The sequence below is a fragment of the Kitasatospora aureofaciens genome, assembly GCF_001188955.3.
GTDB classification, from domain to species: Bacteria; Actinomycetota; Actinomycetes; order Streptomycetales; family Streptomycetaceae; genus Kitasatospora; species Kitasatospora aureofaciens.
In genome coordinates this window covers 62379-87571 of the sequence record NZ_JPRF03000033.1, presented here as the reverse complement: position 1 = coordinate 87571, position 25193 = coordinate 62379, and the positions used below count along the sequence as shown (strand labels likewise).

Here is a 25193-nt window from a genome sequence, read left to right as displayed (position 1 = left end):
CGCGGACGAGGTCCCCGCTCGGGCTTATCACGGCCTTGGCGATGGTCGGCCGGTAGAAGGTGCCGCCGTTGGCCAGCGCCGAGTAGATCCGGGCCATCTGGACCGGGGTGAGCGCGGCGGTGAGCGCGTGGAAGCCGCCCCGGGCGGCGGGTGCGGCGGCGAACGGCAGCAGCCGCTCGCCGAGCGCGAGCCGCGGACCGCCGGTGCGCAGCGGGCGGGCGTCGGCGGCGAGGGCGAGCAGTCCGCCGGAGGGGCCGGGCAGCTGGTAGGCCCACCAGAGCACGTCGCGCTGGTGCTCCTCGCGGTCGGTCACGGTCAGCCGGCCGGCCCAGGGCCGGCCGGCGGCGGTCAGCTCGGCCAGGGTGTCGAGGGCGTCACAGCGGCGGCGCACGGCGCAGCGGTCGAGCACCCGTGACTGGACGGCGGGCAGCAGGCCCGAGGCGGGGCGGTCGGTGGCGGACTCGGCGCGGTGCCCGAACAGCTCCTCGGCGGCCCGGCTCCACTGGGCGATCCGACCGGTCCGGTCGACCAGCAGGAGGGCGAGCCGGACCAGGGCGGCCACTCCGGTCGGATGGTCGCCCGGCGCGGTCCCGGCGCTCGCCGGAAGCGGTGTGGAGTTGGACTCGGCCACCATGGATTCGGTCTGCTCCCGCCTGGCCGCGCGCCTGGAGGCGGCCGTCTCTCCGGAGGAAGGCACGCTGTGCGGATACCAGCGAAGCACGGACCGGGCCGGACTCGACACCGAAACGGGGAGATTCATCAGGATCGGTTGCGTGTCACGCGCCGCGCGCCGGTTCGTACCCCCGCTTCACCCGGACGGGGCCTTGGAACGCGGCGGTAGGGTGGCAGGCCGGGCCGCCCGCGCGGCGGCTCCGCAGGACCCAGTCGGCCGGACGAGACAGAGGCGAGACCGTGAGCGCGCAGAGCCCCGTCCGCTGGACGGACCCGGAGCAGCAGGAGCTGGAGGAGCGGGTCGCCGCGGCCGAGCTCGCCTGGCTCAGCATGGACGTGGACGTGCAGACGCTGCGGGTCGAGATCGACAACTTCGCGCTGATCCACCACCAGCTGCTCGGCCCGCTCTACGCCCGGCTGGACGAGCTGGACGCGCTGGTCGCCGAGGCCGTCGCGGCCCGGACCGGGGACCCCGGGGACCTGCGCCGGGCCGCCGAGGCGCGGCAGCGGGTCGAGGAGCTGCCCGACCTGGACGCGCTGTTCGACTCGGTGCGGGAGAAGTCCGGCGAGGGCGTGGACGAGGCCGCGCCGCCGCCCGCCGCGCCGGCTCGGGTGCGTCCCGGCAAGGAGGCCCAGCGGATCTACCGCGAGCTGGTCCGGCGCGCCCACCCGGACCTGACCACCGACGGGGCCGAGAAGCAGCGCCGGGCGGACTTCCTGGTGCGGGTCAACGAGGCCTACGCGTACGGGGACACCGCCGTGCTGGAGAGCCTGGCCGCCGAGTGGTCCACCGCGCCGGAGGCCGCGCCCGCCGTCGACTCCCCCGACCGGCTGGGCTGGCTGCGCCGCCGGCTGGACTGGCTGACCGCCAAGATCACCGAGACCGCCACCGAGCAGGTCCGGCTGGAGCAGACCCCGATGGGGCAGCTGCTCGCCCTCGCCCCGCAGGACCCGGACCGGCTGCTGGAGCAGCTCGCCGAGGAGCTGCTCGCCAAGGCCGCCGCCCAGCAGGCCGAGCTGGAGCGGCTGCTCGGCGGCCCTGACCGCCCGGTGGGCCACAATGGCACCGACCCGAACCGACCCCAGGAGAGCCCCACGATGTTCGCGCAGATCCCCACCACCGACGCCGCCTCCGTACCGGCCGACGCCGCCCTGCTGGACGTGCGCGAGCAGGACGAGTGGGACGCCGGCCACGTGGACGGCGCGCTGCACATCCCGATCGGCGAGGTGATCGCCCGGATCGGCGAGCTGCCGGACGAGAAGCTGTACGTGCTCTGCCGGGTCGGCGGCCGCTCCGCCCAGGTCGTCCAGTACCTGGTGCAGCAGGGCCGGGACGCGGTGAACGTGGACGGCGGGATGTACGCCTGGGAGGGCGCGGGCCGTCCGATGGTCAGCAGCAGCGGTCAGCCCGCCTTCGTCCTGTAACGCCTCCGTCCCGCGACCCCTCGCGGCGCCCGCCCGGTGACGGGTAGGGCAGGATGGGCGCGCGACGCGCCGGTGCGGGCCGGCGGCGCGCCGATCGGGCGGGGAGGCCATGACGGGTACCACGGACCGTGCCGCCCCCGGACGCGTGTGGTCCGGGCCCGCACAGCTCGTCCTCGGCCTGGCCGCCGCGGTGCTGGTGAGCGGCACCGGGCTGTTCCTCGCCGCGGTGTTCCTGCACGTCGCGCCCGACAACGTGCTCTCCCGGCAGTACCGGGACGAGGTCGACGGCGTGGTGTACCCGGAGTTCGAGCAGAACTGGAAGCTGTTCGCGCCCAACCCGCTGCAGCAGAACGTCAGCCTGGACGCCCGGGTGCGCACCGTCGCGGACGGCGGCGCCACCCGAACCCGGGACTGGATCGGGCTGACCGCCCGGGACATCGCCGCGATCCGGGGCAACCCGGCGCCCAGCCACGTCGACCAGAACCTGCTGCGCCGGGCCTGGGACTTCTACGACGGCTCGCACGACCCGCAGGACGAGAAGCCCACCAGTTCGCGCGGCAGGCTCGCCGAGCAGTACCTCAAGCGGATCGCGCTGCAGCGGATCGGCCGGGAGGTGGGGGGCGAGCGCGTCCTGGAGATCGAGTTCCGGGTGACCACGGCCACCGTGCCCCCGCCGTCCTGGAGCGGTGAGACCGGGCCGTCCGCGCCCAAGGTGCGGGAGCTGCCGTGGTGGCCGGTCGGGGACGAGGACTACCGGGGGCTGGGGTGAACGAGGCGTCGGCGGTGGAGCCGGTTGAGGTCCCGGGGTTCCCGCGGCAGCTGCCCGGGCCGCCGGTCGTGCCGCCCGTTCCGGTGGCGCCGCGCGGGCCGGTGGCGGCCCTCGGACGGGCGATGGGGACGTTCACCGGGCGGGCGCTCGGACGGCACCAGGCCGCGGTGGTGCGGATCGGCTTCGGCCTGGTCTGGCTCGCCTACCTGCTGCGCGAGTGGCCCAACCGGCGGGTGCTGTACGGCGACCGCTCGCCCTGGTCGATGGAGCTGGCCCAGCGGCTGCTGGCCGACGACGGGGCGTTCACCGTGCTGCCCTGGTTCGGCGGACGGCTCTGGTTCGAGCTGGTCTACCACCTGGCCGTGCTGGCCGCCCTGGCCGTGCTGCTGGGCTGGCGGACCAGGGCGAGCACGGTGCTGTTCCTGGTCACCGTGCTGTCGCTGCAGAACCGCGACGTCCTGCTCGGCGACGGCGGGGACAACGTCGTCCACCTGATGGCGGTCTACCTGGTCTTCACCCGCTGCGCCGAGGTGTGGTCGCTGGACGCCCGCAGGGTCGGCCCGGGGCGGAGCGGGGTGGTGCTCTGGGCGCTGCTGGGCGCGGCGCTGGCGATCTGTCAGGCCGGTGACTTCTCCGGCGACAGCCTGACCTGGACGGCCCCGACCTTCCCGCACATCGGCTGGGCGCCGCTGTTCTGGGGACTCTGGGCGGTGGCCGGGTTCTGGTGGCTGCTCGGACGGCTTCGGCCGGCGGGCGAGCCGCGGGCGGTGCTCGACGCGCTGGCGAACATGGTGCACAACTGCGCGATGCTGGTGATCGCCACCGAGGTGGTGCTGGTCTACGCCACGGCCGGCTGGTACAAGGTGCAGGGCTCGCGCTGGCAGGACGGCACGGCGCTGTACTACCCGCTGCACCTGGACTACTTCACCCCCTGGCCGGCGCTGTCCGGACTGGTCGGCTCGGCGCTCCTCCCGGTCTTCCTGATCTCGTACGCCACGGTGGCGCTGCAGGTCGCCTTCCCGTTCACGCTGATGAACCGGCGGGTCAAGAACGTGCTGCTGGCGGTGATGATGGCCGAGCACCTGGGGATTGCGGTGGTGCTCGGGCTGCCGGTGTTCTCGCTCGCGATGGTCGCGGCCGACGCGGTGTTCCTGCCGACCGGCGCACTGCTCTGGGCGGCGCAGCGGCTCGGCCGGCTCCGGCGGCGGCTGGTGGGAGCACCCTAGGATGTCGGTATGTCCTGGTTCGCCGCCCTTCGCGACACCGCGCGGACCGGACTCACCCTGGACCGGGCGCTCACCGACCCCAAGCGGGCGCTGCGCGGGGCGGTCGCCGTGGCAGCGGTGCTGTTCCCGATCCTGGCGGTCAGCGGGGTCCGGCTGGCCACCTCCGCCGCGATGGGGGCGTTCATCGCCGGTGCGGCCACCTTCCAGCGCAGCTTCCGGCCCCGCGCCAGCCTCGCCGTCGCGGCCGGGGTCGGGCTCGGCATCAGCTCCTTCCTCGGCTACCTGGCGGTCGGGGTGTACGGGCTGTTCCCGGTGCTGCTCGCGGTGTGGGCCTTCGGCGCCGGACTCGCCTGGGCGACCGGACCGACCGCCGGGGTCGTCGCCACCAACACCGTCTCGGTGATGCTGATCGTCGTGCAGCTGCCGGTCAGCGTGGCCACCGCGCTCAGCCACGGGCTGGTCGCCGCGTTCGGCGGCGTCGTCCAGGCCGCCGTCATCACCCTCTGGCCCATTGGGAGTTGGACCGCCCAACGGGACGCCCTCGCCGACACCTACGCCGAACTCGCCGACTACGCACGCCGGTTGCGGCAGGACCCGACCGCGCACGTGGACCCGGAACCGTTCATGACCGCCCGGCACGCCTCCGCCGTCACCCCCTGGCAGGACCGCCACCGGCCGCCCGAACTGCGCGGCCTGCGCGGCATCGCCGAACGCATCCGCCCCACCCTCGCCGCGCTCGCCGACCCCAAGGTGGGCGCTCCCGAGGAGGGGCCGGAACGCGACCGGGCCCGCGAGGTGCTGGCGGCCGCCGCCGAGGTCATGGACGCCCTCGCCCGGGCGATCCGCACCGCCGACCCCGTCCGGCTCCCCCGCTCGGCACCCGCACTCACCCTGGGCCGGCCCGACGAGGGCCCGCGGCTGCAGGGAGCCGCCCGGCGCTCGGCCCGGCGGCTCGGCGGGCTGCTTCGCAAGGCGGCGGACGCACTGGACCGGGGCGACGCCGACACCATCACCACGCCCGTGGTCGGGACAGGCGGGGCGCTGCACAGGCCGTCGATCGCCCGGATACTGCCGGTCGCGCTGCGGACCGTACGGCGGCAACTGCACCCGCGTTCGGCGATCTTCCAGCACGCCGTCCGGCTCGCCGGGGTGGTCACCGTCGCCTATCTGCTGGCCCGGCCGTTCGGGTTCCACCACGGGTACTGGGCGCCGATGACCGCCGCGATGGTGATGCGGCCTGACTTCGCCCAGACCTACAGCCGGGGCGTCGCCCGGCTCGTCGGGACGGTCGTCGGGGTCGCCGTCTCCACCCTGGTCGTGCAGCTGGCCCACCCCGGCGAGTGGGTGCTGGCCGTGCTGGCGGTGCTGTGCATCGGCGGGGCCTACCTCGCGTTCCGGACCGGATACGCGCTGACGACCGTCGGGATCTCGGCGTACGTGGTGTTCCTGCTCGGGCTGCAGGAGGGGAACCCGCTGGAGACGGCCTTCGAACGGGTGGGGATGACGCTGCTCGGCGGATCGCTGGCGCTGCTCACGTACGCGCTGTTCCCCACCTGGCAGACCGCCCGGCTCGGGGAGCGGCTCGCCGAGTGGCTGGCGGCGGCGGGACGGTACGCGGCGGCGGTCGTCGCCTGTTACGAGCAGCCGGCGACGCCACGGGGGCGGGTCGTCCGGTCGGCGCTGCTGGACTCGCGGGAAGCGCGCTCCGAACTCATCCAGGCGATGGAACGGGCCGACGCCGAGCCGGGGCGGCACGAGTCCGGGCTGGCCGGGGTCACCCGGCGCCAGATCGACCGGGCCCGGGCGGCGGTCGGGCACCTCGGACGGGCGGCCCTGCTGCTGGAGGCGCACCTGCCGGGCGCGGACGCGGAGCCCGTGCCGGGGGCGGCGGAGTACGCGGAGGAGCTCCAGCTGGCCACGGCGCTGGCGGCGGGGGCGTTGCTGACGGGGCAGCCGGTGGAGTTCGGGGCGGTGCGGGCCGCTCAGGAGCGGTTGGAGGCGGGACTGCCGGTGGGGGTGCAGGGGGACGTGGTGCGGGCGGGGACCCGGTTGGTGGGGGTGGCGCTTCGGGATCTGGAGCGGGCGCTTCGGGGGAGTTCCGAGCGGTAGGGGGTTGTTGTCGGGGACGGGGGTGGGGGTGCGCGGGGCTTGGCCCGCGCGCCCACGAGGGTGGGATGGGGTGCTCCGGGGCGGGTGGGAGAGTGGGGGGATGGATGACGAGGTGGTGCGGGCGTGGCGGGTTGTCGAGCAGGAGCCGGGGGTGGTGCTGCTGGACGGGTTCCATCCGCTGAAGCATGCGCTGCGGTTCGGGGGTGCGGTTCGGCGGGTTCTGACGGGCGATCGGGGAGCGCTGTTGGCGTTGGCGGGGGAGTTGGCGCCGGATGTCGTGGGGGTGTTGGACGGGCTGGCGGTGGAGGTGTCGGAGGAGCGGTTGCGGGGGTTGGCGCCTCGGCTGCACCCGACGGGGGTGATCGCGTTGGCGGAGCGGCCGTCGGTGGAGGCGAACCGGGAGGTGCTGGGGCGGCGGCCTCGGCGGGCGCCGGTGGTGGTCCTGGAGAATCCGCGGAACCTGGGGAACGTGGGGGCGGTGATCCGGTTGGCGGCCGGGTTCGGGGCCACCGGGGTGGTGACCACGGGGGAGCTGGATCCGTGGCATCCGACGGTGCTGCGGGGCAGCGCGGGGCTGCACTTCGCCACGGCCGTGGAGCGGGTGGCGCTGTCGGAGCTGCCGGCCGGGCCGCTGTACGTGCTGGATCCGGAGGGGGCGGACATCCGGGACCTGCCGTTCCCGGACGACGCGCTGCTCGCCTTCGGGACGGAGCGGCACGGGGTGTCGGCGGAGCTGAGGGCGCGGGCCGACCAGTTGGTCGCGGTGCCGATGCAGCCGGGGGTGTCCAGCTTCAATCTGGCGACGAGTGTGGCGATGGGGCTCTTCCACTGGATGTCGGGGAAGCGGTGAGCCGCGGGTAGGGGCGCGGGCGATCAGTGCGGATTGGCGGGAGAGTACTCGGGGTCGGTCCAGGTGAGCGGGGTGGCGTCGGCGAGTTCGCGGACGCCGGTGACGGTCAGTTCGACCATCCGCTCGGCGCCCGGGGCGGCCTGCCGGGCCTCCTCGGACCAGTCGGTGCGGGCCTCTCCGGTGATCAGCAGGGCGCCGCCGGTCTCCCAGTCGGGCAGCAGCAGGCCGGCCCGTGGGTCCAGTTCGAGGTTCCCGAGGGTCATGAACATCGCGTTGCCGCGGTACTCGGGCCAGCGCACGGTGTCGGGCGCGACGGCCTGCAGGAAGCCGGGGAAGCCGCCGCGGTGGGAGGCGTCCACCCTGCCGTCCGGGCCGGCGGTCGCGATGAAGAAGGTGTCCGAGGTGTTCACCGCGAGCCGCTGCGCGGTGGACAGGGCCGGGCCCTCGGAGACCGTGCGGGGCGAGCCGGCGCCCGGGCGGTCCAGCGGGGTGCGGCGCTGGATGTACTTCGGGCAGTTGGACACCACCTCCTCGGCGTGGACCGTCAGCCCGCCCCGGCCGTCCGGGGCCGAGCGGCCGTTGAGCCGCATCCGGCGGCGGCCGGCCGGGTCCAGGGCGATGGTGCCGATCTGCGCCGGGCGGGCCAGGGCCTCGGCCAGCGGGTCGGCCCCGGCCGGTCGGGCGGCGACCGTCATGGTGCGTTCGTCCGCGGCCTGGAGGAAGCCGGCCGGGCCGGACAGCTGGGTGGCCCAGATCCGGCCGTCCGGGTCGGCGGCGCCGACCACCAGCATGCGGCGCTCGGTCAGGAAGCGGGCGGCCACCGCCGGGACGGTGCTGCGGATCGACCGGCCGGCGTGGTCGGCCCGGTCGGTCACGCCGGCGCGGGCCTGGGCGGTCCGCTCACCGGAGTGGTAGGGCGTGCCGGTGGTCGTCATGGTGTGCTCCGCTTAGAAGAAACCGCAGGTCGGGGCGCCGGTGGTGGGGGCCTCGGCGGGGGTCTCGTCCACGCCGGCGCGGGTGTAGATCTCCAGTCGGATGCCGTCCGGGTCGCTGAAGAAGATGCCGCCGGAGGCGGAGCCCTCGCCGTGCGGGACCACGCCGTCGTAGGCGAACTCGGCGCCCAGCTCGCGCAGGAGGTTCTCGGTGGCGCGGACCTCGCCGAGGCTCTCCACCTCGAAGGAGAGGTGGTGCAGGCCCGGGGTTCCGGTGGAGAAGGCGCCGGTGCTCTGCTGCCAGAGCGTGATCACCAGGCGGCCGTCCCGGCCGAGCATGGCGTAGCGGCGTTCGGGGTCGGTGCCCTCGTGGGTGAGCTGGAGGCCGAGGACGGTGCGGTAGAAGTCGATCGAGCGGTTCAGGTCGGTGACGTTCAGGCCCACGTGGCCGGTCTGAAGGGTGCGGAGCAGGGTGGTGCTGGACATGCCTGGTCACTCCCGGGGCTGGGGCTTCCGGCGAGGCTCCTGCCTAACCGGTGTTAATGAGATTAAGGGTTAGGTGATGGAGCGTCAACCGATGTAGCGGCTTGAAGTGGTTAGGTCTGGAAATGCGGGAGCCCCGCCGGACCTGATGGTCCGGCGGGGCTCGGGGCGGTGAACGTCAGGCCCACTCCCAGCGGATGCCGATGTGGCCCGGCTGCTGGTCCGGGGCCAGGACGTGGGCGCTCGCCGAGGCGCCGATCCACAGCTGTTCGCGGCGGTGGTCGACGTCGGCTCCCGGTTCGCGGTCGTAGCGCTCGCAGTGCGCCGGGACGGCCGCCGGGTCGAAGTGCACCTGGAGCACGTACTCGCGCACCGGAGTGGCGAAGCGGCGGCTGTACTCCATGGTCGGGCCGCCCGGCGGGATCTCCACCTCGTACTCGAAGACCGTGCTGTCGCCGAGCCCGAGGGGGCGGTCCAGCATCAGCTCGGCGACGGTCAGCCCGGTGTCCGCGCGGCGGCGGACCCTGCCCAGCCGGCCGTGCCGGACCGAGGTGATCTCGGGGCAGCCGGTGGCCTCCTCGTCGGCCTTGTGCACGACCATGCAGCGGCCGACGCCGCCGACCGTGGCGCGCACCACCTGGCGCATCCGCAGCAGGTTGCCGCGCCGCTCGGCGTCCACGTAGTACGAGTCGTGGATGCTGAGCCGCTCCAGTTCGCCGGCCGGCGGGGCGTCCAGCTCGGCGAAGATCGCGGCGATCTCCTGCTCACCCGGCCAGACGTCCTCCAGTCCGAGGTGGAGGGTGTTGGCGGCGGCGGCCCAGCGGCCGCGCGGGCGCGGCGGGCCGAGCAGCGAGGAGAGCGCGCTGTGCGGCAGGCCGAGCAGTTCCTCCAGCAGGTGGACGGCGCGCAGGGAGCTGGCCCGCTCGGGCTGGCTGCGGCCGCGGCGCCAGTAACTCAGTGTCGTGACGCTGACCCTGACGCCCCGTTGGGCGAGCGCCGCGCGGATCCGGTCCAGGCTGAGGCCACTGGCCTCGATGGCCAGGTGCAGGGCGTCCGCGAAGCCGCCGGCCGGCGCGGGGCGACCGGCGGACGGCGCGGGGGCCGGGTTGGGGGACGGCGCGGGCACGGGTGGATCGGGTCGCTCCGTACGCGATCCGACCAGCCGCAGCCGCGCGGCGTCCTGAGGTTGCTGTGCGGCCATGCGGTGACCCTCCCCACCAGGTGAGTTCGGTTGCACCGGGCCGACGCCGGGGTGCGCCGCCAGCGGCTTCACCGAGCTTTGGGGAACCCTATGCACGGTCGAGAGGCTACGTCATCAGTCGTGCGTATGACAGTGGTCACGGCAGGTGGACCGGAGGGTTATCGATCTTGAAACAGTCCGGAAACACGCCCGGAACGCGGCCCGGGGAGGCGGGGAACCGGGCGGAAACGGACACCGCCGGGACGGGCCCTGGGGGCGCCGCCCCGGCGGGGGTCGGGTCGGGTGGTGCTACCGGCCGGTGATCACTTGACGTTCAGGGCGACGTCGTCGATCACGAAGCTGGTCTGGTTGGAGCCGTCCTCGGTGCCGGTGAACGTGAGGGTCACGGTTTTGCCGGCGAAGGAGGACAGGTCCAGGGTCTGCTGCACGTAGCCGGCGGCCGCGTCCGCGTTGGACCAGGTCTTCAGCGTGGTGCTGCCGGCCTTGAGGGTCAGCGTGTCGTACGCGGTGCTGCCGGTCTCCGCGGTGTCGATGTGCAGCGCCAAGGTGAGGGTGGCGGAGGCGCAGCCGGCCGGGACCGAGACGGTCTGCGACAGGGTGTCGGTGTGGGCGGAGCCGTAGCCGTCCAGCCAGGCCTTCCAGCTGCCCGAGTGGGCCGGCTCCGAGGAGCTGTTGTCGACGACGCCCGAGGAGGTGTTCCACGGGGCGGCGGTGCCGGTCTCGAAGCCGCCGTTGCCGATCAGCTGGGCGGCGGTGCAGCCGCCGGTGGGCGGCGGGGTGGTGCCCCCGGTGGTGCCGCCGAGCAGGGCGGTGGTCAGGGCGTCGGCGACCGGGCTGCCCCAGCCGGTGACCTGGTCGTAGCCGGCCTTGGTGGAGAAGTCCTGGTTGGCGCCGGTGGTCACGTCGTGGAAGGCGCTGCCGTAGCTGCTGCTGTTCGCGACCGCGTACAGCCGCGGGCTCGCCTCGCCGAGGGCGGGCTGTCCGGCGGCCTTGGCCTTCTGGTTGAACTGGGCGGCGTAGCCGGCCCACAGCGGGGCGGCCGCGCTGGTGCCGCCGTAGACGGCCCAGGCGCCGCCGCTGTAGATCGCGAAGCCGCTCTGCGGGTCGGCGTTGGAGGCGACGTCCGGAACGGTGCGCATGGTGCCGCCGATGCCGGTGCCGGTCTGCCAGCTCGGCTTGGCGAACACGGTGGAGACGCCGCCGCCGGCGGTGCTCCAGGCGCTTTCCGAGGAGTAGGTGTTGGTGCCGCTGACCTTCAGGTTGGTGCCGCCGACACCGGTCTGGTGCGGGCTGGAGGCCGGGAAGTCGACCGAGGTGACGCCCGAGCCGCTGGCGGAGCGGGTGCAGTCGCGCGAGCCGTCGTCGCCGGAGGCGGAGAAGACCGAGATGCCCTGGGCGGCGGCCTGCTTGAAGGCGTTGTCGACGGCGGTCATCGAGGAGGCGGTGGTGTCCGGCTCGCAGGTGCCCCAGGAGATCGAGATGACCGAGACCTTGTTGTCGGCCACGATCTTGTTGGCCATGTCGATCTCGCCCTGGTCGCTGTTGGGCGCCTCGTAGAGCAGCTGGGTGGCCTTGGGGGCCGCGCCGCGGACGATCTCGCTGTCCAGCTCGACCTCGCCCTCGCCCTGGCCGGGCGAGGAGTCGTAGTCGGCGCCGTCCACCGGGACCGTGGAGACGGCCGGGCCGGTCAGGCCGTACTGCGCGTCGTAGGTGGTCAGGTCCGAGGCCTTGTAGCCGTCGAACTCCCAGAGGGCGACCGTGGTGCCGGTGCCGTCGGCGCCGGTCCTGTTCAGGTTGTAGGCCCCCTGGTACTGGGTCGGGGTCATGCCGCTCGGGGTGGCGGTGGCGGCGTTCGGCGCGGCGATCCGGCCCTTGCGCACCGCGTGGTTGTCCAGGCCGCTTACGCCCTCGACCACGGAGGCCAGTTCGGCGGGGATCGAGGCGGCGGCGTCGTTGGCGAAGAACGCGCGGCTGGACTGCCGGTCCAGGTAGGAGCTCTCGTGGGTGGCGAAGGCCTGCGAGATCTGCGCGGCGGTGCCGTGGGCGTTGACCACCTGGCGGTTGGCGCTGACGTCGCCGACGGTCAGGCCCTGGGCGGCCAGGTAGGCCTTGACCTGGTCGACGGCCTGCTGGGTGGGCGCGAACCGGTCGCTGAACTGCTGCGGCGTCAGGTACTTGCCGAACTCCGGCGCGCCGGGGGTGGTGACCGCGGTGAGGAAGCGGTCCAGCTCGGCGGCGTTGCGCAGCTTCAGGCTGACGGCCACCGAGATCTGCTGCTCGGCCGGGACGTCACCCTTCTTCTCCGAGTGGGCGACCGCGGGGTTCACGGTGTTCGGCAGGGCGACGCGCGGGGCGGCGTGGGGGGTGGCGGCCTGCGCGCTGGAGACGCCGAGCGAGACGGCGGTGAGCGGCAGGACGGCTATCGCGGCGGCGACGGCGAGGGAACGGTGGCGCAACGGATCCTCCTCCAGTCGGCTGTGGGGAGCCGGCAAGGGGCAAGGCGTTCCGAGGGGTTCGGGAACACTGGCTAGAACATGTCAGAACGGATCCGCGCAGTGGATCATGGTCAGGCAATTCATTGCTAAAAAACAGTCAACTGTGGAGGCGTGGAAAGCCGGGGATTCCATACAGTGAATGACCGGAATTCCGGCGTCGGTCCATACCGATTCACGGTGCGGGGCGCGGCCGTAGAATCGAACGGAGCCGAGGGAGAGCGATGACTGACGTGATGCCGGACCCGAGGGACCACCGCCCGCTGATCGGCGAGCCGCTGGCGCTCGACCTGCTCAACACGCGGTGGGCCGGGACGCCCGTCAACGACGCGCTCACCGGCGTCGAGCAGTACGGGATCTGGCTCTCCAGCAACGGGCTGAGCGAGCGCTGCACGGCCGACGAAGCGGGGCTGGAGGCGATCCGGCAGGCCCGTGAGGCGATCGAACTGGCTGCTCAGGACGCCCGCGAGCAGGGCGAGTTGGGCGCACCTGCCCGGGACGGGCTGGACGCGGTGCTGGCGCACGGGAGGATCCGGCGGACGGCCGGGCCGGGCGGCGCCGAGGACCGGGTCGAGGCCGACCGGCCGGAGTGGCTGGCGCCCTGGCTGGCGGCGGACGACTTTCTCACGCTGCTCGGTCAGGGTGCTCACCGGGTGAAGCAGTGCGCACACGAGGCGTGCATTCTGCATTTCTTCGACGCCTCGCAGAACGGCCGCCGGCGCTGGTGCCGGATGGCGGTCTGCGGCAACCGGGCCAAGGCCGCCCGGCACTATGTGAAGGCGCGCGGGTGAACCGACGACCGAACGAAGGGTCGGCGGGGGCGGCGCGGCCGGGGACGGACCGGCCGGCCGCGCCGGGGTGGCCGGTCAGGCCTCGGAGGGGGCGCCCAGCCAGGTGGTGAGGGCCTCGCGCAGTTCGCCCTGGCCGGGGTCGACGGCGGCCCAGGCGACGTAGCCGTCCGGGCGGATCAGCAGGACGGTGTCGGCCAGCTTGCCGTGCGGGTCGGCGGGGGCGGCGGTGACCAGGCGGTCGGCCCAGGGGTCGACGGCCGTCAGCTCGTCATTGCTGACCAGGACGAACTTCCCGGCGCGCAGCGCCCCGTAGAGCCGGTCGGGACCGGCCGGGGCGTCCTCGGTGGGCTTGCTGAGGGCGGTCAGCCGCAGGTCCGGAACGCGCTTGCCGACCTGCGGGTGGGCGCCCTTGGGCGCGGGGTAGGAGATCTCGATGCCGGAGACCATCCGGGCGCCGCGCTCGGTGAGCAGGTCGAGGTGGCCGCCGATCGCGGTGAGCGCTCCGCGCAGGGCGCGGGTGGGGGCGGACTCGGCGAGGGCGATCCGGATCAGTGCGCCCGAGGTGCGCAGCACCGTCCTGGCGACCGGGTGACGCTCGGCCTGGTAGGTGTCGAGCAGCGCGTCGGTGGCCCGGCCACGGAGGGCGGCGGCGAGCTTCCAGGAGAGGTTGGCGGCGTCCTGGAGGCCGGTGTTCATGCCCTGGCCGCCGGCCGGGGAGTGGCAGTGGGCGGCGTCGCCGGCCAGGAAGACCCGGCCCGAGCGGTAGTTGGGGGCCTGGCGCTCGTCGCTGTGGAAGGTGGAGCTCCACCGCACGTCGTGCAGGCCGAAGTCCTCGCCCTGGGTGGCCTGGACGACCGCGGTGAGCTGCTCGGGGGTGGGGGTGGCGCCGTCCGTGTGCTGCTCGGTGCGGTCCCAGGCGATGACCCGGTACCAGCCGTCGCCGAAGGGGACGACGAAGGAGAAGCCGGCCTTGTTGGCGCCGACGGCGATCGCGTCGGCAGGCTCGCGCTCCAGCCGGACGTCGGCGAGCATCACCGAGTCGACCACGGACTCGCCGGGGAAGGGGATGCCGAGCAGCTCGCGGACGGCGGAGCGGACGCCGTCGGCGCCGACCGCGTAGCGGGCGCGGTGGCTCTGCCCGTCGTGGGTCTCCAGGGTGACGCCCTCGGCGTCCTGACGCAGCCCGGTGACCTCGGCGCCGCGCAGGATCACGGCGCCGGACCGCTCGGCGCGCTCCAGGAGCAGCCGTTCGACGTTGTACTGCGGGGTGATCAGGACGAACGGGAAGCGGCTGGGCAGCGAGCCGAAGTCGATCCCGAGCCGGTTCATCATCCGCAGGCTACCGAGCGGCCGGCCGGTGGCGATGAGCTCGTCGGCGAGGCCTCGGGCGTCCAGCAGTTCCAGGCTGCGGGCGTGCACGGCGAAGGCCCGGGTGAGGTTGGACTCGGTGGAGCGCTTCTCCAGGACGGTGACGCCGACCCCGGCGGCGGCGAGGTCGCCGGCCAGCAGCAGTCCGGTCGGTCCGGCGCCGACGACGATGACGTCGGTTTCGGTGGTCGGCTTCACGGTCATGTATCAGCTCCCGTTGTTCGGAGGTCGGTTGGACGCCGTTTCCGGCGTTCTCCCAGCCTCCATCATCGCTGGCGCCCGCGGAGCTGTGAACCGCCGGTCCCCCGGTGGTCGGTGACCACCGGGGGACCGGGTGCGCGCGTACGGCGGTTCAGCCAGGCCGCTCAGCTGTGCCGGCGGATCTCCACCGTGCGGAACCGGTTGGCGACGAAGGCGCCGTCGCAGTAGGCCGAGTTGGCGGCCGGGTTGGCTCCGGTGCCGTGCAGGTCCGAGAAGGCGGCGGTCTGGTTGGGGTAGACGCCGCCGGTGAGGTTGAGCGAGAGGGAGACGCCGGAGTCCAGCGCGGCCTCCACCAGCAGGGCCTCCACCTCGGGCGAGGTGGTGTAGCCGGAGGCCGTCATGGCGCCCTTCTCGCGGACCGTGGTGCGCAGCAACTCCACGGCGGCGGGGGTGGATTCGACGGCGACGGCGAAGGAGACCGGGCCGAAGCACTCGGTCCGGAACACCGCGCGGTCGTCCGGCTTGTCGGCGTTGAGCTTGATCAGCGCCGGGGTGCGGACGGTCGCACCGGGGAAGTCGGGCGAGACCACCGCGCGCGGGGCGAGGGCGAGTTCGCCGTACTCGCCGTCGGCCGCGGCGGCCGAGCGCTGCAGCACGCCCGGGTTGACCACGGCGCCGAGGATGGCGGCGGCGCGGGCGTCGTCGGAGAGCAGGCCCTCGATGGCGGCGGCGAGGTCGGTGACGACCTGGTCGTAGGACTTGTCGCCCTGGTCGGTGCTGATGCCGCCGCGCGGGATCAGCACGTTCTGCGGGGTGGTGCACATCTGGCCGCTGTAGAGCGAGAGCGCGAAGGCGAGGTTGCCCAGCATGCCCTTGTAGTCGTCGGTGGAGTCGATGACGACCGCGTTGACGCCGGCCTTCTCGGTGTAGACCTGGGCCTGCTTGGCGTGCTCCTCCAGCCAGTCGCCGAAGGCGGTCGAGCCGGTGTAGTCGATCATCTTGATCTCGGGGCGGACCGCGAGGGTCGCGGCGACGGTGCCGCCCTCGTGCTCGGCGGCCAGGCAGACCAGGTTGGCGTCGAAGCCGGCCTCGGTGAGCACCTCGCGGGCGATGGACACGGTCAGCGCGAGCGGCAGCACGGCCCGCGGGTGCGGCTTGACCAGCACCGGGTTGCCGGTGGCCAGCGAGGCGAACAGGCCGGGGTAGCCGTTCCAGGTGGGGAAGGTGTTGCAGCCGATCAGCAGCGCGAGGCCGCGCGGGACGACGGTGAACTCCTTGGTCATCACCAGCGGCTCGCGCTTGCCCTGGGGCTTGGTCCAGCCGGCCCGCTCGGGCAGCCGGGTCTGCTCGGCGTACGCGTAGGCGACCGCCTCCAGCCCGCGGTCCTGGGCGTGCGGCCCGCCGGCCTGGAAGGCCATGCCGTAGGCCTGGCCGGTGGTGTGCATCACGGCCTGGGCGAACTCGTGGGAGCGGGCGTTGATCCGGTGCAGGATCTCCAGGCAGACGGCGGCGCGCTCCAGCGGGGAGGCGGCGGCCCACCCGGGCTGGGCGGCGCGCAGCGCGGCGATCAGCGCGTCCGGGTCGGCGTGCGGGTAGGTGATGCCCAGCTCGATGCCGTACGGGGAAGCCTCGCCGCCGACCTGGTCGCCGTCGGTGGGGTGGCCGTCGAGGGCGAAGGGCTTGCCGAGCAGGGCGTCGAAGGCGGCCTTGCCGTCGGCTGGGCCGCTCTCGCCGTAGGCCTTCGGGAACTCGGGGTACGGGGACCAGTAGTCGCGCTTCGCGGCGGCGGAGAGTGCGGCGTCCAGGGTGGCCTGGTGGCGCTCGACCAGCTCGCTGACGAGAGGGTGGGTGACCGCTGCGGACATCTGTGCGCTCCTCAGGGGGGAGGACGGGACACGTCACAGAGTAACCGAACGATCGGTCGGCTCAAGGGGGTGCAGGGGACGGATTCCGGCGGGCATCCCGGGACCGGGGAACGCGAAGGGGCGCGTCCGGTCCGGACGCGCCCCTCGTCTGATGCGACGGGCCGGTCTACGGCACGCCCAGCTCGAAGATCACGTACCCGGCGTACCAGCCCGAGGCGATCGCGCCGGTGCCCAGCACGGCCGCCAGCACCGGCCAGCTGAGCTTTCGCATCCCCACCGCGAGCGCGATGAACAGCGGGAACGCCGGCAGCAGGTAGCGCGAGACGTTGCCGAAGATGCCCAGGCTGCCGAGCACCGAGACGATCGTGGCCAGCGTGTAGGCGGTCAGCACCAGCGGCGGGCGCAGCCGGACCAGCAGCACGATCAGCACCGGCAGGCTGAACACGATCAGGGTGGCCAGCAGGTCCGGCACCGGGAAGGCGAAGGGGTAGTCGCTGCGGCCCAGCAGCACCCCGCGGATCGCCTGCCAGGTGCCCTGGCCCCAGTCGAAGTAGTGCAGCCAGGCGTCGTGCTGGATGCGGAAGTAGCCGCCCCACTCGCCGGTCCTCCAGCCCACCCAGGCCACGTAGCCGAGCAGGCCCAGCGGGGCCAGCAGCATCGCGGCCAGCGGGCGCAGCACCCCGCTCTCCCGCCGGTACAGCTCGACCAGGGCGGCCAGGCCCACGGCGCCGATCAGCGCCGCCGCGGTGGGCCGGTTGAGCCCGGCGACCAGGGTGACCACCCCGGCCGCGACCCACTGCTTCGTCATCGTGAAGTAGCAGGCCCAGGCGGCCAGCGCGACGAACAGCGAGTCCGAGTAGACCGCCCACTCGGCGCCGGAGCCCGGGGCGATCGCCCAGATGCCGGCGGCGATCACGCCCGCCCGGGGGCCGGCCAGCTTGTCCACCACGGCGTAGATCCCGGCGGCGGCGAACAGCGAGGCCAGCACCGAGACCAGCATCCCGGCGCCGTACAGGCCGAGACCGGTGACGTCCGAGGTCAGCCGCATCAGGCCCGGGTAGAGCGGGAAGAAGGCGGCCGAGTTCTGCTCGATGGTGAAGCCGGGCTGGCCGCCCGGGATCGGGATCAGCGCCGGGTGGTAGCCGAACTGGGCGACCTGCTGGTACCACCAGCCGTCCCAGCTGGCCAGCACGTCCCAGGCGTGGGCGCCGCCGCCGAACCGGGGCGGCTTCTTGGCGTAGTCGCCGGCGAAGGAGAGCAGCTTCATGAACACCGCGAAGCCGATCAGCTTGAGCACGGCGTAGCACCACACGGCCGGGCCGAAGCGGATCACCAGGGCCCGCGTGCGCTCCTGCCAGGGGTGCGGGACGTCCGCCGGCTCCTCGCTGCGCTGGTCGGGCACGTCGGAGGAGACTGCCGGTATTGCGTTCATCAGCTGTGGACCCCAGCCTGCTGGACGTGGACGATCGTCCGCAGATTCTAGGGCCTGCCCTTTTCAGGAGGTGTGGACCAACCGGACCCGATCGAGTGGCCCGTGGGCCGTCCGGGGATACTCGGAGGATGGCCGATCACACCACGCGCACCGCCTACACCGTCGAGTCACTGCTCGCGGTGACCGTCGACGTGTTCAACGAGCGGGGTTACGACGGCACCTCGATGGAGGACCTCTCCCGGGCGGCCGGGATCTCCAAGTCCTCGATCTACCACCACGTCCGCGGCAAGGAGGAGCTGCTGCGGCTGGCCGTGGGGCGGGCGCTGGACGGGCTGTTCGCGATCCTGGCCGAGCCGGCCGCGGTGCAGGGTCCGGCGGTGGAGCGGCTGGAGCACGTGGTGCGGCGCACCGCGGAGGTGCTGCTGGCCGAGCTGCCGTACGTGACGCTGCTGCTGCGGGTGCGCGGGAACACGGCCACCGAGCTGTGGGCGCTGGAGCGGCGCCGGGACTTCGACCACCAGGTGGCGGAGCTGGTGCGGGCGGCCGTCGCGGACGGCGCGCTGCGCGGGGACGTGGAGCCGCGGCTGGCCACCCGGCTGCTGTTCGGGATGATCAACTCGATCGTGGAGTGGTACCGCCCGGGGCTGAAGGCGGCGGACGGGGTCGCGGACGCCGTGGTGCACCTGGCCTTCGACGGGCTGCGGGCGCGCGGCTGACCGCGCGGCTGACCGCGCGGCTGACGCTGACGCCCCACTAGTCCGGGGGCACCTGGTCGGTCTCCTCGAACACCAGCATGGTTCGTGTGCCGAGCACCTGCGGGATGGACTGGATGCGGTTGAGCACCAGCTCCCGCAGGGCGTGGTTGTCGGCGGTGTGCACCAGCAGCAGGACGTCGAAGTCCCCGCCGACCAGGGCGATGTGGGCGACCCCGGGCAGCTCCAGCAGCTGCTCGCGCACGGTGCGCCAGGAGTTCTGCACGATCTTCAGGGTGATGTACGCGGACGCGCCCTGGCCTGCCCGTTCGTGGTCCACACGGGCGGTGAAGCCGCGGATGATGCCGTCCTCGACCATCCTGGAGATCCGGGCGTACGCGTTGGCCCGGGACACGTGCACCCGCTCGGCCACCGAGCGGATGGAGGCGCGACCGTCCTGCTGCAGCAGCCGCAGGATCGACCGGTCGACCCGGTCGAGTCTGGACATCTGTTCAGCCGACATGACCCCCCACCCTCACCGATTGGACGCACTGCCACCAGTCGACCGCCGCTCAGGCCGAATGTCCACCACCTTGTCACGCTTCTGGTCAAGATGAACAGACGACCGAACAATCGGTAGGGAGCCCCCGCCACCCATGGAGGTGCCCCGAGATGACCGTTCTCGACCACAGACACCACACGGGCGTGCCCGGCTGGATGCCCGGAGCGACCGCCCCGCGCACCGATCCGGCCCCCCTCCTCCCGGACGTCTCCCCCGTCCGGGTGCTCGGCACCCCCGCGCTGGAGAAGCACGACCCGGCGCTGCTGCGTGAGCTCTACCGGCGACTCGTCGTCGGCCGGCGCTACAACCAGCAGGCGACCACCCTGACCAAGCAGGGCCGCCTCGCCGTCTACCCGGCCTCCACCGGCCAGGAGGCCTGCCAGATCGCCGCCGCGCTGGTGCTCGGCGAGCGCGACTGGCTGTTCCCCAGCTACCGCGACACCCTCGCCGTGGTCTCCCGGGGCGTCGATCCGCTGGAGGCGCTGACCCTGCTGCGCGGCAACGCCCACACCGGCTACGACCCGCGCGCCAGCCGCACCGCCCCGCTCTGCACCCCGCTCGGCACCCAGGCCCCGCACGCCGTCGGACTGGCGCACGCCGCCCGGCTGCGCGGCGAGCCGGTGGTCGCGCTGGCCATGCTCGGCGACGGCGGCACCAGCGAGGGCGACTTCCACGAGGCGCTGAACTTCGCCGCCGTGCTCCGGGCCCCGGTGGTCTTCCTGGTGCAGAACAACGGCTACGCGATCTCCGTCCCGCTCAGCGCCCAGTCCGCCGCGCCCAGCCTGGCCCACAAGGCCGTCGGCTACGGCATGCCGGGCCGACTGGTGGACGGCAACGACGCGCCCGCCCTGCACTCCGTGCTCACCGAGGCCGTCGAGCGTGCCCGGGCCGGCGGGGGCCCGACCCTGGTCGAGGCGCTGACCTACCGGATCGAGGCCCACACCAACGCCGACGACGCCACCCGCTACCGCACCGAGCCCGAGGTGGACGCCTGGCGGGAGCACGACCCGATCCTGCTGATGGACCGCGCGCTGCGCGAACTGCACCTGCTGGACGACGGGCTGGCGCAGGACGCGGCGGACGAGGCGGAGGCGCTGGCGGCCCGGATGCGGGCCGAGTTCCACGCCGACCCGGAGCTCGACCCGATGGCGCTGTTCACCCACGTCTACGCCGAGCCAACCCCCCAACTGCGCGAGCAGGCCGCCCAGTTGTCCGCCGAGCTGGCCGCCGAGGCCGAGGTGCAGCACTGATGTCCACGGCATCCCACCCGTCGCCCACCCCCACCCTCGGCGGAGCCGCCGCGCGGCACACCTCTGCCGCCCGTACCGCCTCGATGGCCCAGGCGCTCAACTCCGCCCTGCGGGACTCCCTGCGCGAGGACCCGACGGTCCACGTGCTCGGCGAGGACGTGGGCGCGCTCGGCGGCGTCTTCCGGATCACCGACGGGCTCACCGCCGAGTTCGGCGCCGACCGCTGCCTGGACACCCCGCTCGCCGAGGCCGGCATCCTCGGCACCGCGATCGGCATGGCGATGTACGGGCTGCGCCCGGTGGTCGAGATGCAGTTCGACGCGTTCGCCTACCCGGCGCTGGAGCAGCTGTTCTCCCACGTCGCCAAGATGCGCAACCGCACGGCGGGCAGGCTCCCGCTGCCGATCACCGTGCGCATCCCCTACGGCGGCGGCATCGGTGGCGTCGAGCACCACAGCGACGCCTCCGAGGCGTACTACACCAGCACCCCCGGCCTGCACGTGGTCACCCCGGGGACGGTCGCCGACGCGTACGGGCTGCTGCGCGCCTCGATCGCCTCCGACGACCCGGTGGTCTTCCTGGAGCCCAAGCGGCTCTACTGGGGCAAGGCCGAGTTCGACCCGGCGGCGCCGGTCGAGCCGATCGGCCGGGCCGTGCTGCGGCGCACCGGCACGTCGGCCGTCCTGATCACCTACGGTCCTTCGCTGCCGGTCTGCCTGGAGGCGGCCGAGGCGGCGCAGGCCGAGGGCTGGGACCTCGCTGTGCTGGACCTGCGCACCCTGGTGCCCTTCGACGACGAGACCGTCACCCGGGTGGTGCGCTCGATCGGCCGGGCCGTGGTGGTGCACGAGGCCAGCGGCTTCGGCGGCACCGGCGCGGAGATCGCCGCCCGGGTCACCGAGCGCTGCTTCCACCACCTGGCGGCGCCCGTGCTGCGGGTCACCGGCTTCGACATCCCCTACCCCCCGCCGATGCTCGAACACCACCACCTGCCCGGGGTGGACCGGATCCTGGACGCGGTCGCCCGGCTGCAGTGGGAGGACTGAGGATGATGCCCGTCGTACGGGAGTTCCGGCTGCCCGACCTCGGTGAGGGGCTCACCGGGGCGGAGGTGGTGCGCTGGATGGTCGAGGTCGGCGAGGTGATCGCGGTCGACCAGCCGGTGGTGGAGGTGGAGACGGCCAAGGCCGTGGTGGAGGTGCCCTGCCCGTACGGCGGGGTGGTCACCGCCCGGTACGGCGCGGAGGGCGAGGAGATCGCCGTGGGCGCGCCGTTGGTGACGGTCGCGGTGGCTTCGGCGGGGGGCGGGGCGGCGGACACGGCTGCTTCTTCTCCTGCTTCTTCTGCTTCTTCTGCCGAGGTCGAGCGGCCGTTGGTGGGGTACGGGGTCGTCGAGAGCAGGGGGGCGCGGCGGCGTCGGGTGGGGGCGGCTGCTGCTCCGGCTTCGGCTCCCGCTCCTGTTGCGGTGGCGGCTCCGGTTGCCCCTGCTGAACCGGTTGAGCCCGTTGCTCCTGCGGCTCCGGTCGTGGTGCCGGTGATCTCGCCGCTGGTACGGCGGTTGGCCCGGGAGCAGGGGGTCGACCTGACCGCACTCACCGGCAGCGGGCCGGACGGGCTGATCATGCGGGCGGACGTCGAGCGCGCGGTCGCGGCCAAGGTCGCCGCTCCGGCGCCCGCCGCGCCCGTGGCGGTCGCGCAGGACGGGGTCGTCCCGCTGCGCGGGCTGCGCAAGGCTGTCGCGGAGAAGCTCAGCCGCAGCCACCGGGAGATCCCCGCCGCGACCTGCTGGGTGGACGCGGACGCCACCGAACTGATGTCTCTGCGGCGGCAGTTGAACTCCACGCCGGGGCCGAAGGTGAGCGTGCTGGCGCTGCTCGCCCGGATCTGCACGGTCGCGCTGGCGCGCTTCCCCGAGCTCAACTCCAGTGTGACGGAGGATGGTTCCGGCATCGTCCGGCACTCGGCGGTGCACCTGGGCTTCGCCGCGCAGGGCGAACGCGGACTGGTCGTCCCGGTGGTCCGGGATGCGCAGGCCCATAGCACCGAGCAACTCGGCGAGGAGCTGGGCCGGTTGACCGAATCCGCGCGCAGCGGTTCGCTCACCCCGGCCGAACTGACCGGCGGCACCTTCACGCTGAACAACTACGGGGTGTTCGGCGTGGACGGATCCACTCCGATCCTCAACCACCCGGAGGCGGCGATGCTCGGGGTCGGTCGGATCGTGGCCAAACCCTGGGTGCACGACGGGGAGTTGGCGGTGCGCGAGGTGACGCAGCTGTCGTTCACCTTCGACCACCGGGTCTGCGACGGTGGCACGGCGGGAGGGTTCCTGCGGTTCGTTGCGGACTGCGTCGAGCAGCCGGGGATGCTGCTGCGGCAGCTGTGATCCCACCGTACCGATCGGGGCGGGGTCGCCCTGGGTGTGCTGCTCGGCACTCAGGGCGACCACCGATCGAGTGAGAGTAGCGCGTTCCCGGGTCGGGTGTCCGGGCTTCGCGCGATTTGTCGGATGAGCTTTTCGGACGTGCCACGCTGCCTAGGCGTCAGCAGAGACAAGCCAGGTGGTGGCGCAGGCCGGCCGGAGGCGAAACGATTCTCTTGGGTACTCGAAACGCAGCGGTGAAGTCCCGCAGAACACTCCTCATCCGTACCGGGCTCGGCTCGGCGGGGGCTGCCGCCGTGCCGGGCCTGCCGCAGGGGCAGGTTTCCGATCCGGTGGCGGCAGTCGAGCCGGAGCCCGTACGGCCGTCGGTGCCGGTGATTCCGCCGCCGCCCGCCCAGCCGCCGGCCGTTCCCGGGCCCAGCCACTCCGAGACGCCCTCGACCACCGGCACCGCGCCCGCCTTCCAGCCCCTCTTCACCGACGCACCCGGGCTCAACTGGGCCGGATCCGGTGACAGTCGGAGCAGCGCATGGGCGGCGCAGCCGCCCGTCCCGCAGCTCGTCCCGCAACCGCCCGTCCCGCGGCTCCCGGTCGCGCTGCCCGTCGCCGTTTCGAGCGAGGAAAGCGCTGAAAGCGCCGAACTCCCGCTCACCGCACAGGACATCGAGCTGATCCGGGCCAGCCTCGCCGTCGTCGAGCCGGTCGCCGACCGGGCCACCGCGCACTTCTACGCCCTGCTCTTCCTCCGGCACCCCGAGGTCCGCTCGCTCTTCCCCGCCGCCATGGACGTCCAGCGCGACCGGCTGTTCCGTACCCTGCTCGCCGCCGCCCGCGGCGCCGAGGACCCGGCGGCGCTGCGCGCCCGGATGGGCGCGCTCGGCCGCGGCCACCGCCGCTACGGCACCCTGACCGGCCACTACGCCCCGGTGGGGGAGTGCCTGGTGCAGGCGCTCGCCCGCTACGCGGGCAGTCGCTGGGGCGACGACACCGAACTGGCCTGGCGCCGCGCCTACCGGCTGATCTCCACCATCATGATCGAGGCCGCCGAGGAGGACGCCCGCACCTCGCCGCCCTGGTGGCAGGGCGAGGTGGTGCGTCACGAGCGCCGCACCCGCGACGTCGCGGTGCTCACCGTCCGCCCGGACCAGACCTACCCCTTCCGGGCCGGCCAGTACTGCAGCCTGGAGACGCCCTGGTGGCCGCGGGTCTGGCGGCACTACTCCTTCGCCTCCGCGCCCCGCCCGGACGGACTGCTGACCTTCCACGTCAAGGCCGTCCAGGCGGGCTGGGTGAGCAACGCGCTGGTGCACCGGGCCGCCCCCGGTGACGTGCTGCGGCTGGGCCCGGCGGCCGGTGCGATGACCGTCGACCACGCCGCCGGCACCGACCTGCTCTGCCTCGGCGGCGGCACCGGCATCGCGCCGATCCGCGCCCTGGTCGAGGAGGCGGCCGAGCACGGCGGACCGGGCCGCAGCGTCGAGGTGTTCTACGGGGCCCGCCACGCCGCCGAGCTGTACGAGCTGGACGCGCTGCGCGGCCTGGCGGGCCGCCTGCCCTGGCTGACGGTACGGCCGGTGCTGTCCGGCGCCGGCCCGGCCGAGGGCGCGCTGACCGGTGAACTGCCGGAGGTGGTGGGCCGGTTCGGCCCGTGGAGCGGCCGGGAGGCGGTCCTCAGCGGGCCGCCCGCGATGGTCCGGCGCGGGGTCGGGGTGCTGCTGCGGATGGGACTGCCGGCCGAGCGGGTCCGGCACGACCTGGTGGGCGAGCGGGCCTCCGGGTGATCAGCCGAGATCGGGTGCGAGGAGCGCGCGGATGCCCTCGATGTTGGCCGCCAGGTACGCCCGCAGCCGGGGCGGGACGACGTTCACCGAGGTCACGCCCTCGCGGGTGAACGGCAGCCGGACCACCTGGTACTCGCCGTTCGGGTCCGTCACCTCGGGCCCGTGCCGTCGGCTGAGGTCCATGGAGGCCAGCCTGCAGACGAAGAAGTGCTGCACCTTGACCCCGTGCGGGTGGAGCAGGGTGCCGTCGTCGATGGGGGTCCCCCCGGCCGGAGGCTGGGGGAGGGGGTGGCTGATGGTGTCGACGAAGGCGGGCACCACGTCCACGATCTTGCCGCCGAGTTCCTCGTCCACCTCGCGGTGCAGCGCCTCCACCACCGTGCGGTCGTCCCGCTCGACCCCGCCGCCGGGAGTGATCCAGTACGGGTGCGGCGCCCCGGGCCGGACCCGCCGGATCAGCACGATCGAGGCCGGGCCGTACGGGTCGTCCGGGTCCAGCTCCAGCAGGATCGCCCGCGCGGTCCGTTTGACCACCGGGCGTGGTGGCGGGGTTCGGTTGTCGGGGCCCATGGCGACCTCCGGGGCTGGAGCGTTGTGCGGGAGTCTCCCGCGCCGGGCGGAGGTCGAAACGCCGACCCGGACGGGCGTTCCGAGAAGTCCGCCGTTCGGCTTCCGGGCCCGTCGGCCCGCACGAAACCGTCCGAAGCAG

At 73.6% G+C, this 25193-nt stretch carries 21 protein-coding genes; 11 read left to right on the top strand and 10 right to left on the bottom strand.

All coding sequences use genetic code 11. The features are described from left to right. Positions 1–697 (bottom strand): PAS domain-containing protein (locus tag HS99_RS23225; protein WP_244915994.1); only part of this gene is annotated, 697 nt, incomplete at its 3' end. A gap of 215 nt (positions 698–912) precedes the next feature. On the opposite strand from HS99_RS23225, the gene HS99_RS23220 reads away from it, so the two are divergent. From HS99_RS23220 to HS99_RS23200, 5 genes are all read left to right on the top strand, one after another. Beyond that, the gene (locus tag HS99_RS23220) at positions 913–2097 is read left to right on the top strand and encodes a rhodanese-like domain-containing protein (protein ID WP_063737911.1); all 1185 of its coding nucleotides are present in this window, start codon (positions 913–915) and stop codon (positions 2095–2097) included. Between the two features lie 109 nt (positions 2098–2206). Next, entirely contained in the window at positions 2207–2866 is a 660-nt protein-coding gene (locus tag HS99_RS23215; RefSeq protein WP_046386911.1) for a DUF5819 family protein, read from the top strand. Between the two features lie 14 nt (positions 2867–2880). Beyond that, positions 2881–4092, top strand: a complete 1212-nt coding sequence (locus HS99_RS23210; protein WP_141763790.1) for an HTTM domain-containing protein — start codon at positions 2881–2883, stop codon at positions 4090–4092. 9 nt (positions 4093–4101) lie between these two features. Next, a complete protein-coding gene (locus tag HS99_RS23205; RefSeq protein ID WP_030278218.1) occupies positions 4102–6201 on the top strand; it encodes an FUSC family protein in 2100 nt (699 codons plus the stop codon). Between the two features lie 100 nt (positions 6202–6301). Continuing rightward, positions 6302–7051: a TrmH family RNA methyltransferase gene (locus HS99_RS23200; protein ID WP_030552724.1), complete on the top strand. Its 750-nt coding sequence runs from the start codon at positions 6302–6304 to the stop codon at positions 7049–7051. Positions 7052–7074: 23 nt separating this feature from the next. Here the strand turns inward: HS99_RS23200 and HS99_RS23195 are convergent, their stop codons facing one another. The 4 genes from HS99_RS23195 to HS99_RS23180 form a co-directional block, all read right to left on the bottom strand. Next, positions 7075–7986 carry a pyridoxamine 5'-phosphate oxidase family protein gene (locus HS99_RS23195; protein ID WP_030552726.1) on the bottom strand — a complete coding sequence of 304 codons (912 nt, stop codon included), beginning with the start codon at positions 7984–7986 and terminating at the stop codon, positions 7075–7077. 12 nt (positions 7987–7998) lie between these two features. Continuing rightward, entirely contained in the window at positions 7999–8469 is a 471-nt protein-coding gene (locus tag HS99_RS23190) for a VOC family protein (protein WP_030278215.1), read from the bottom strand. 175 nt (positions 8470–8644) lie between these two features. After that, entirely contained in the window at positions 8645–9667 is a 1023-nt protein-coding gene (locus HS99_RS23185) for a hypothetical protein (protein ID WP_141763789.1), read from the bottom strand. A 302-nt stretch (positions 9668–9969) separates the two neighbouring features. Next, positions 9970–12123: a protease pro-enzyme activation domain-containing protein gene (locus tag HS99_RS23180; RefSeq protein ID WP_046386799.1), complete on the bottom strand. Its 2154-nt coding sequence runs from the start codon at positions 12121–12123 to the stop codon at positions 9970–9972. A gap of 260 nt (positions 12124–12383) precedes the next feature. Here HS99_RS23180 and HS99_RS23175 point away from each other — a divergent pair, with 260 nt between their 5' ends. Next, entirely contained in the window at positions 12384–12950 is a 567-nt protein-coding gene (locus HS99_RS23175) for a CGNR zinc finger domain-containing protein (protein WP_223886023.1), read from the top strand. 75 nt (positions 12951–13025) lie between these two features. On the opposite strand, the gene HS99_RS23170 is transcribed toward HS99_RS23175, so the two are convergent. The 3 genes from HS99_RS23170 to HS99_RS23160 all read right to left on the bottom strand — a co-directional run bounded on the left by HS99_RS23170 (position 13026) and on the right by HS99_RS23160 (position 17816). After that, positions 13026–14522, bottom strand: coding sequence for an FAD-dependent monooxygenase (locus HS99_RS23170; RefSeq protein ID WP_030278211.1), 1497 nt, complete (start codon positions 14520–14522; stop codon positions 13026–13028). Positions 14523–14683: 161 nt separating this feature from the next. Beyond that, positions 14684–16384: a phenylacetic acid degradation protein PaaN gene (paaN, locus tag HS99_RS23165; RefSeq protein WP_030552733.1), complete on the bottom strand. Its 1701-nt coding sequence runs from the start codon at positions 16382–16384 to the stop codon at positions 14684–14686. Between the two features lie 166 nt (positions 16385–16550). Beyond that, positions 16551–17816: a glycosyltransferase family protein gene (locus tag HS99_RS23160; RefSeq protein ID WP_078866930.1), complete on the bottom strand. Its 1266-nt coding sequence runs from the start codon at positions 17814–17816 to the stop codon at positions 16551–16553. Positions 17817–17944: 128 nt separating this feature from the next. Here HS99_RS23160 and HS99_RS23155 point away from each other — a divergent pair, with 128 nt between their 5' ends. After that, positions 17945–18532 carry a TetR/AcrR family transcriptional regulator gene (locus HS99_RS23155; protein ID WP_030278208.1) on the top strand — a complete coding sequence of 196 codons (588 nt, stop codon included), beginning with the start codon at positions 17945–17947 and terminating at the stop codon, positions 18530–18532. A 37-nt stretch (positions 18533–18569) separates the two neighbouring features. Here the strand turns inward: HS99_RS23155 and HS99_RS23150 are convergent, their stop codons facing one another. After that, complete coding sequence (locus HS99_RS23150) at positions 18570–19031, bottom strand: Lrp/AsnC family transcriptional regulator (protein WP_030278207.1); 462 nt, start codon at positions 19029–19031, stop codon at positions 18570–18572. A gap of 149 nt (positions 19032–19180) precedes the next feature. On the opposite strand from HS99_RS23150, the gene HS99_RS23145 reads away from it, so the two are divergent. The 4 genes from HS99_RS23145 to HS99_RS23130 all read left to right on the top strand — a co-directional run bounded on the left by HS99_RS23145 (position 19181) and on the right by HS99_RS23130 (position 24484). Next, positions 19181–20320 carry a thiamine pyrophosphate-dependent dehydrogenase E1 component subunit alpha gene (locus HS99_RS23145; protein ID WP_030552735.1) on the top strand — a complete coding sequence of 380 codons (1140 nt, stop codon included), beginning with the start codon at positions 19181–19183 and terminating at the stop codon, positions 20318–20320. Between the two features lie 83 nt (positions 20321–20403). Further along, the gene (locus tag HS99_RS23140) at positions 20404–21366 is read left to right on the top strand and encodes an alpha-ketoacid dehydrogenase subunit beta (protein WP_030278205.1); all 963 of its coding nucleotides are present in this window, start codon (positions 20404–20406) and stop codon (positions 21364–21366) included. A gap of 5 nt (positions 21367–21371) precedes the next feature. Then, positions 21372–22706 carry a dihydrolipoamide acetyltransferase family protein gene (locus HS99_RS23135; protein ID WP_030552737.1) on the top strand — a complete coding sequence of 445 codons (1335 nt, stop codon included), beginning with the start codon at positions 21372–21374 and terminating at the stop codon, positions 22704–22706. A 329-nt stretch (positions 22707–23035) separates the two neighbouring features. Continuing rightward, a complete protein-coding gene (locus HS99_RS23130) occupies positions 23036–24484 on the top strand; it encodes a globin domain-containing protein (RefSeq protein WP_232543055.1) in 1449 nt (482 codons plus the stop codon). Here HS99_RS23130 and HS99_RS23125 read toward each other — a convergent pair whose 3' ends face one another. Beyond that, a complete protein-coding gene (locus HS99_RS23125) occupies positions 24485–25054 on the bottom strand; it encodes an NUDIX domain-containing protein (protein ID WP_030278202.1) in 570 nt (189 codons plus the stop codon). It lies immediately after the preceding gene. Positions 25055–25193 lie beyond the last annotated feature (139 nt).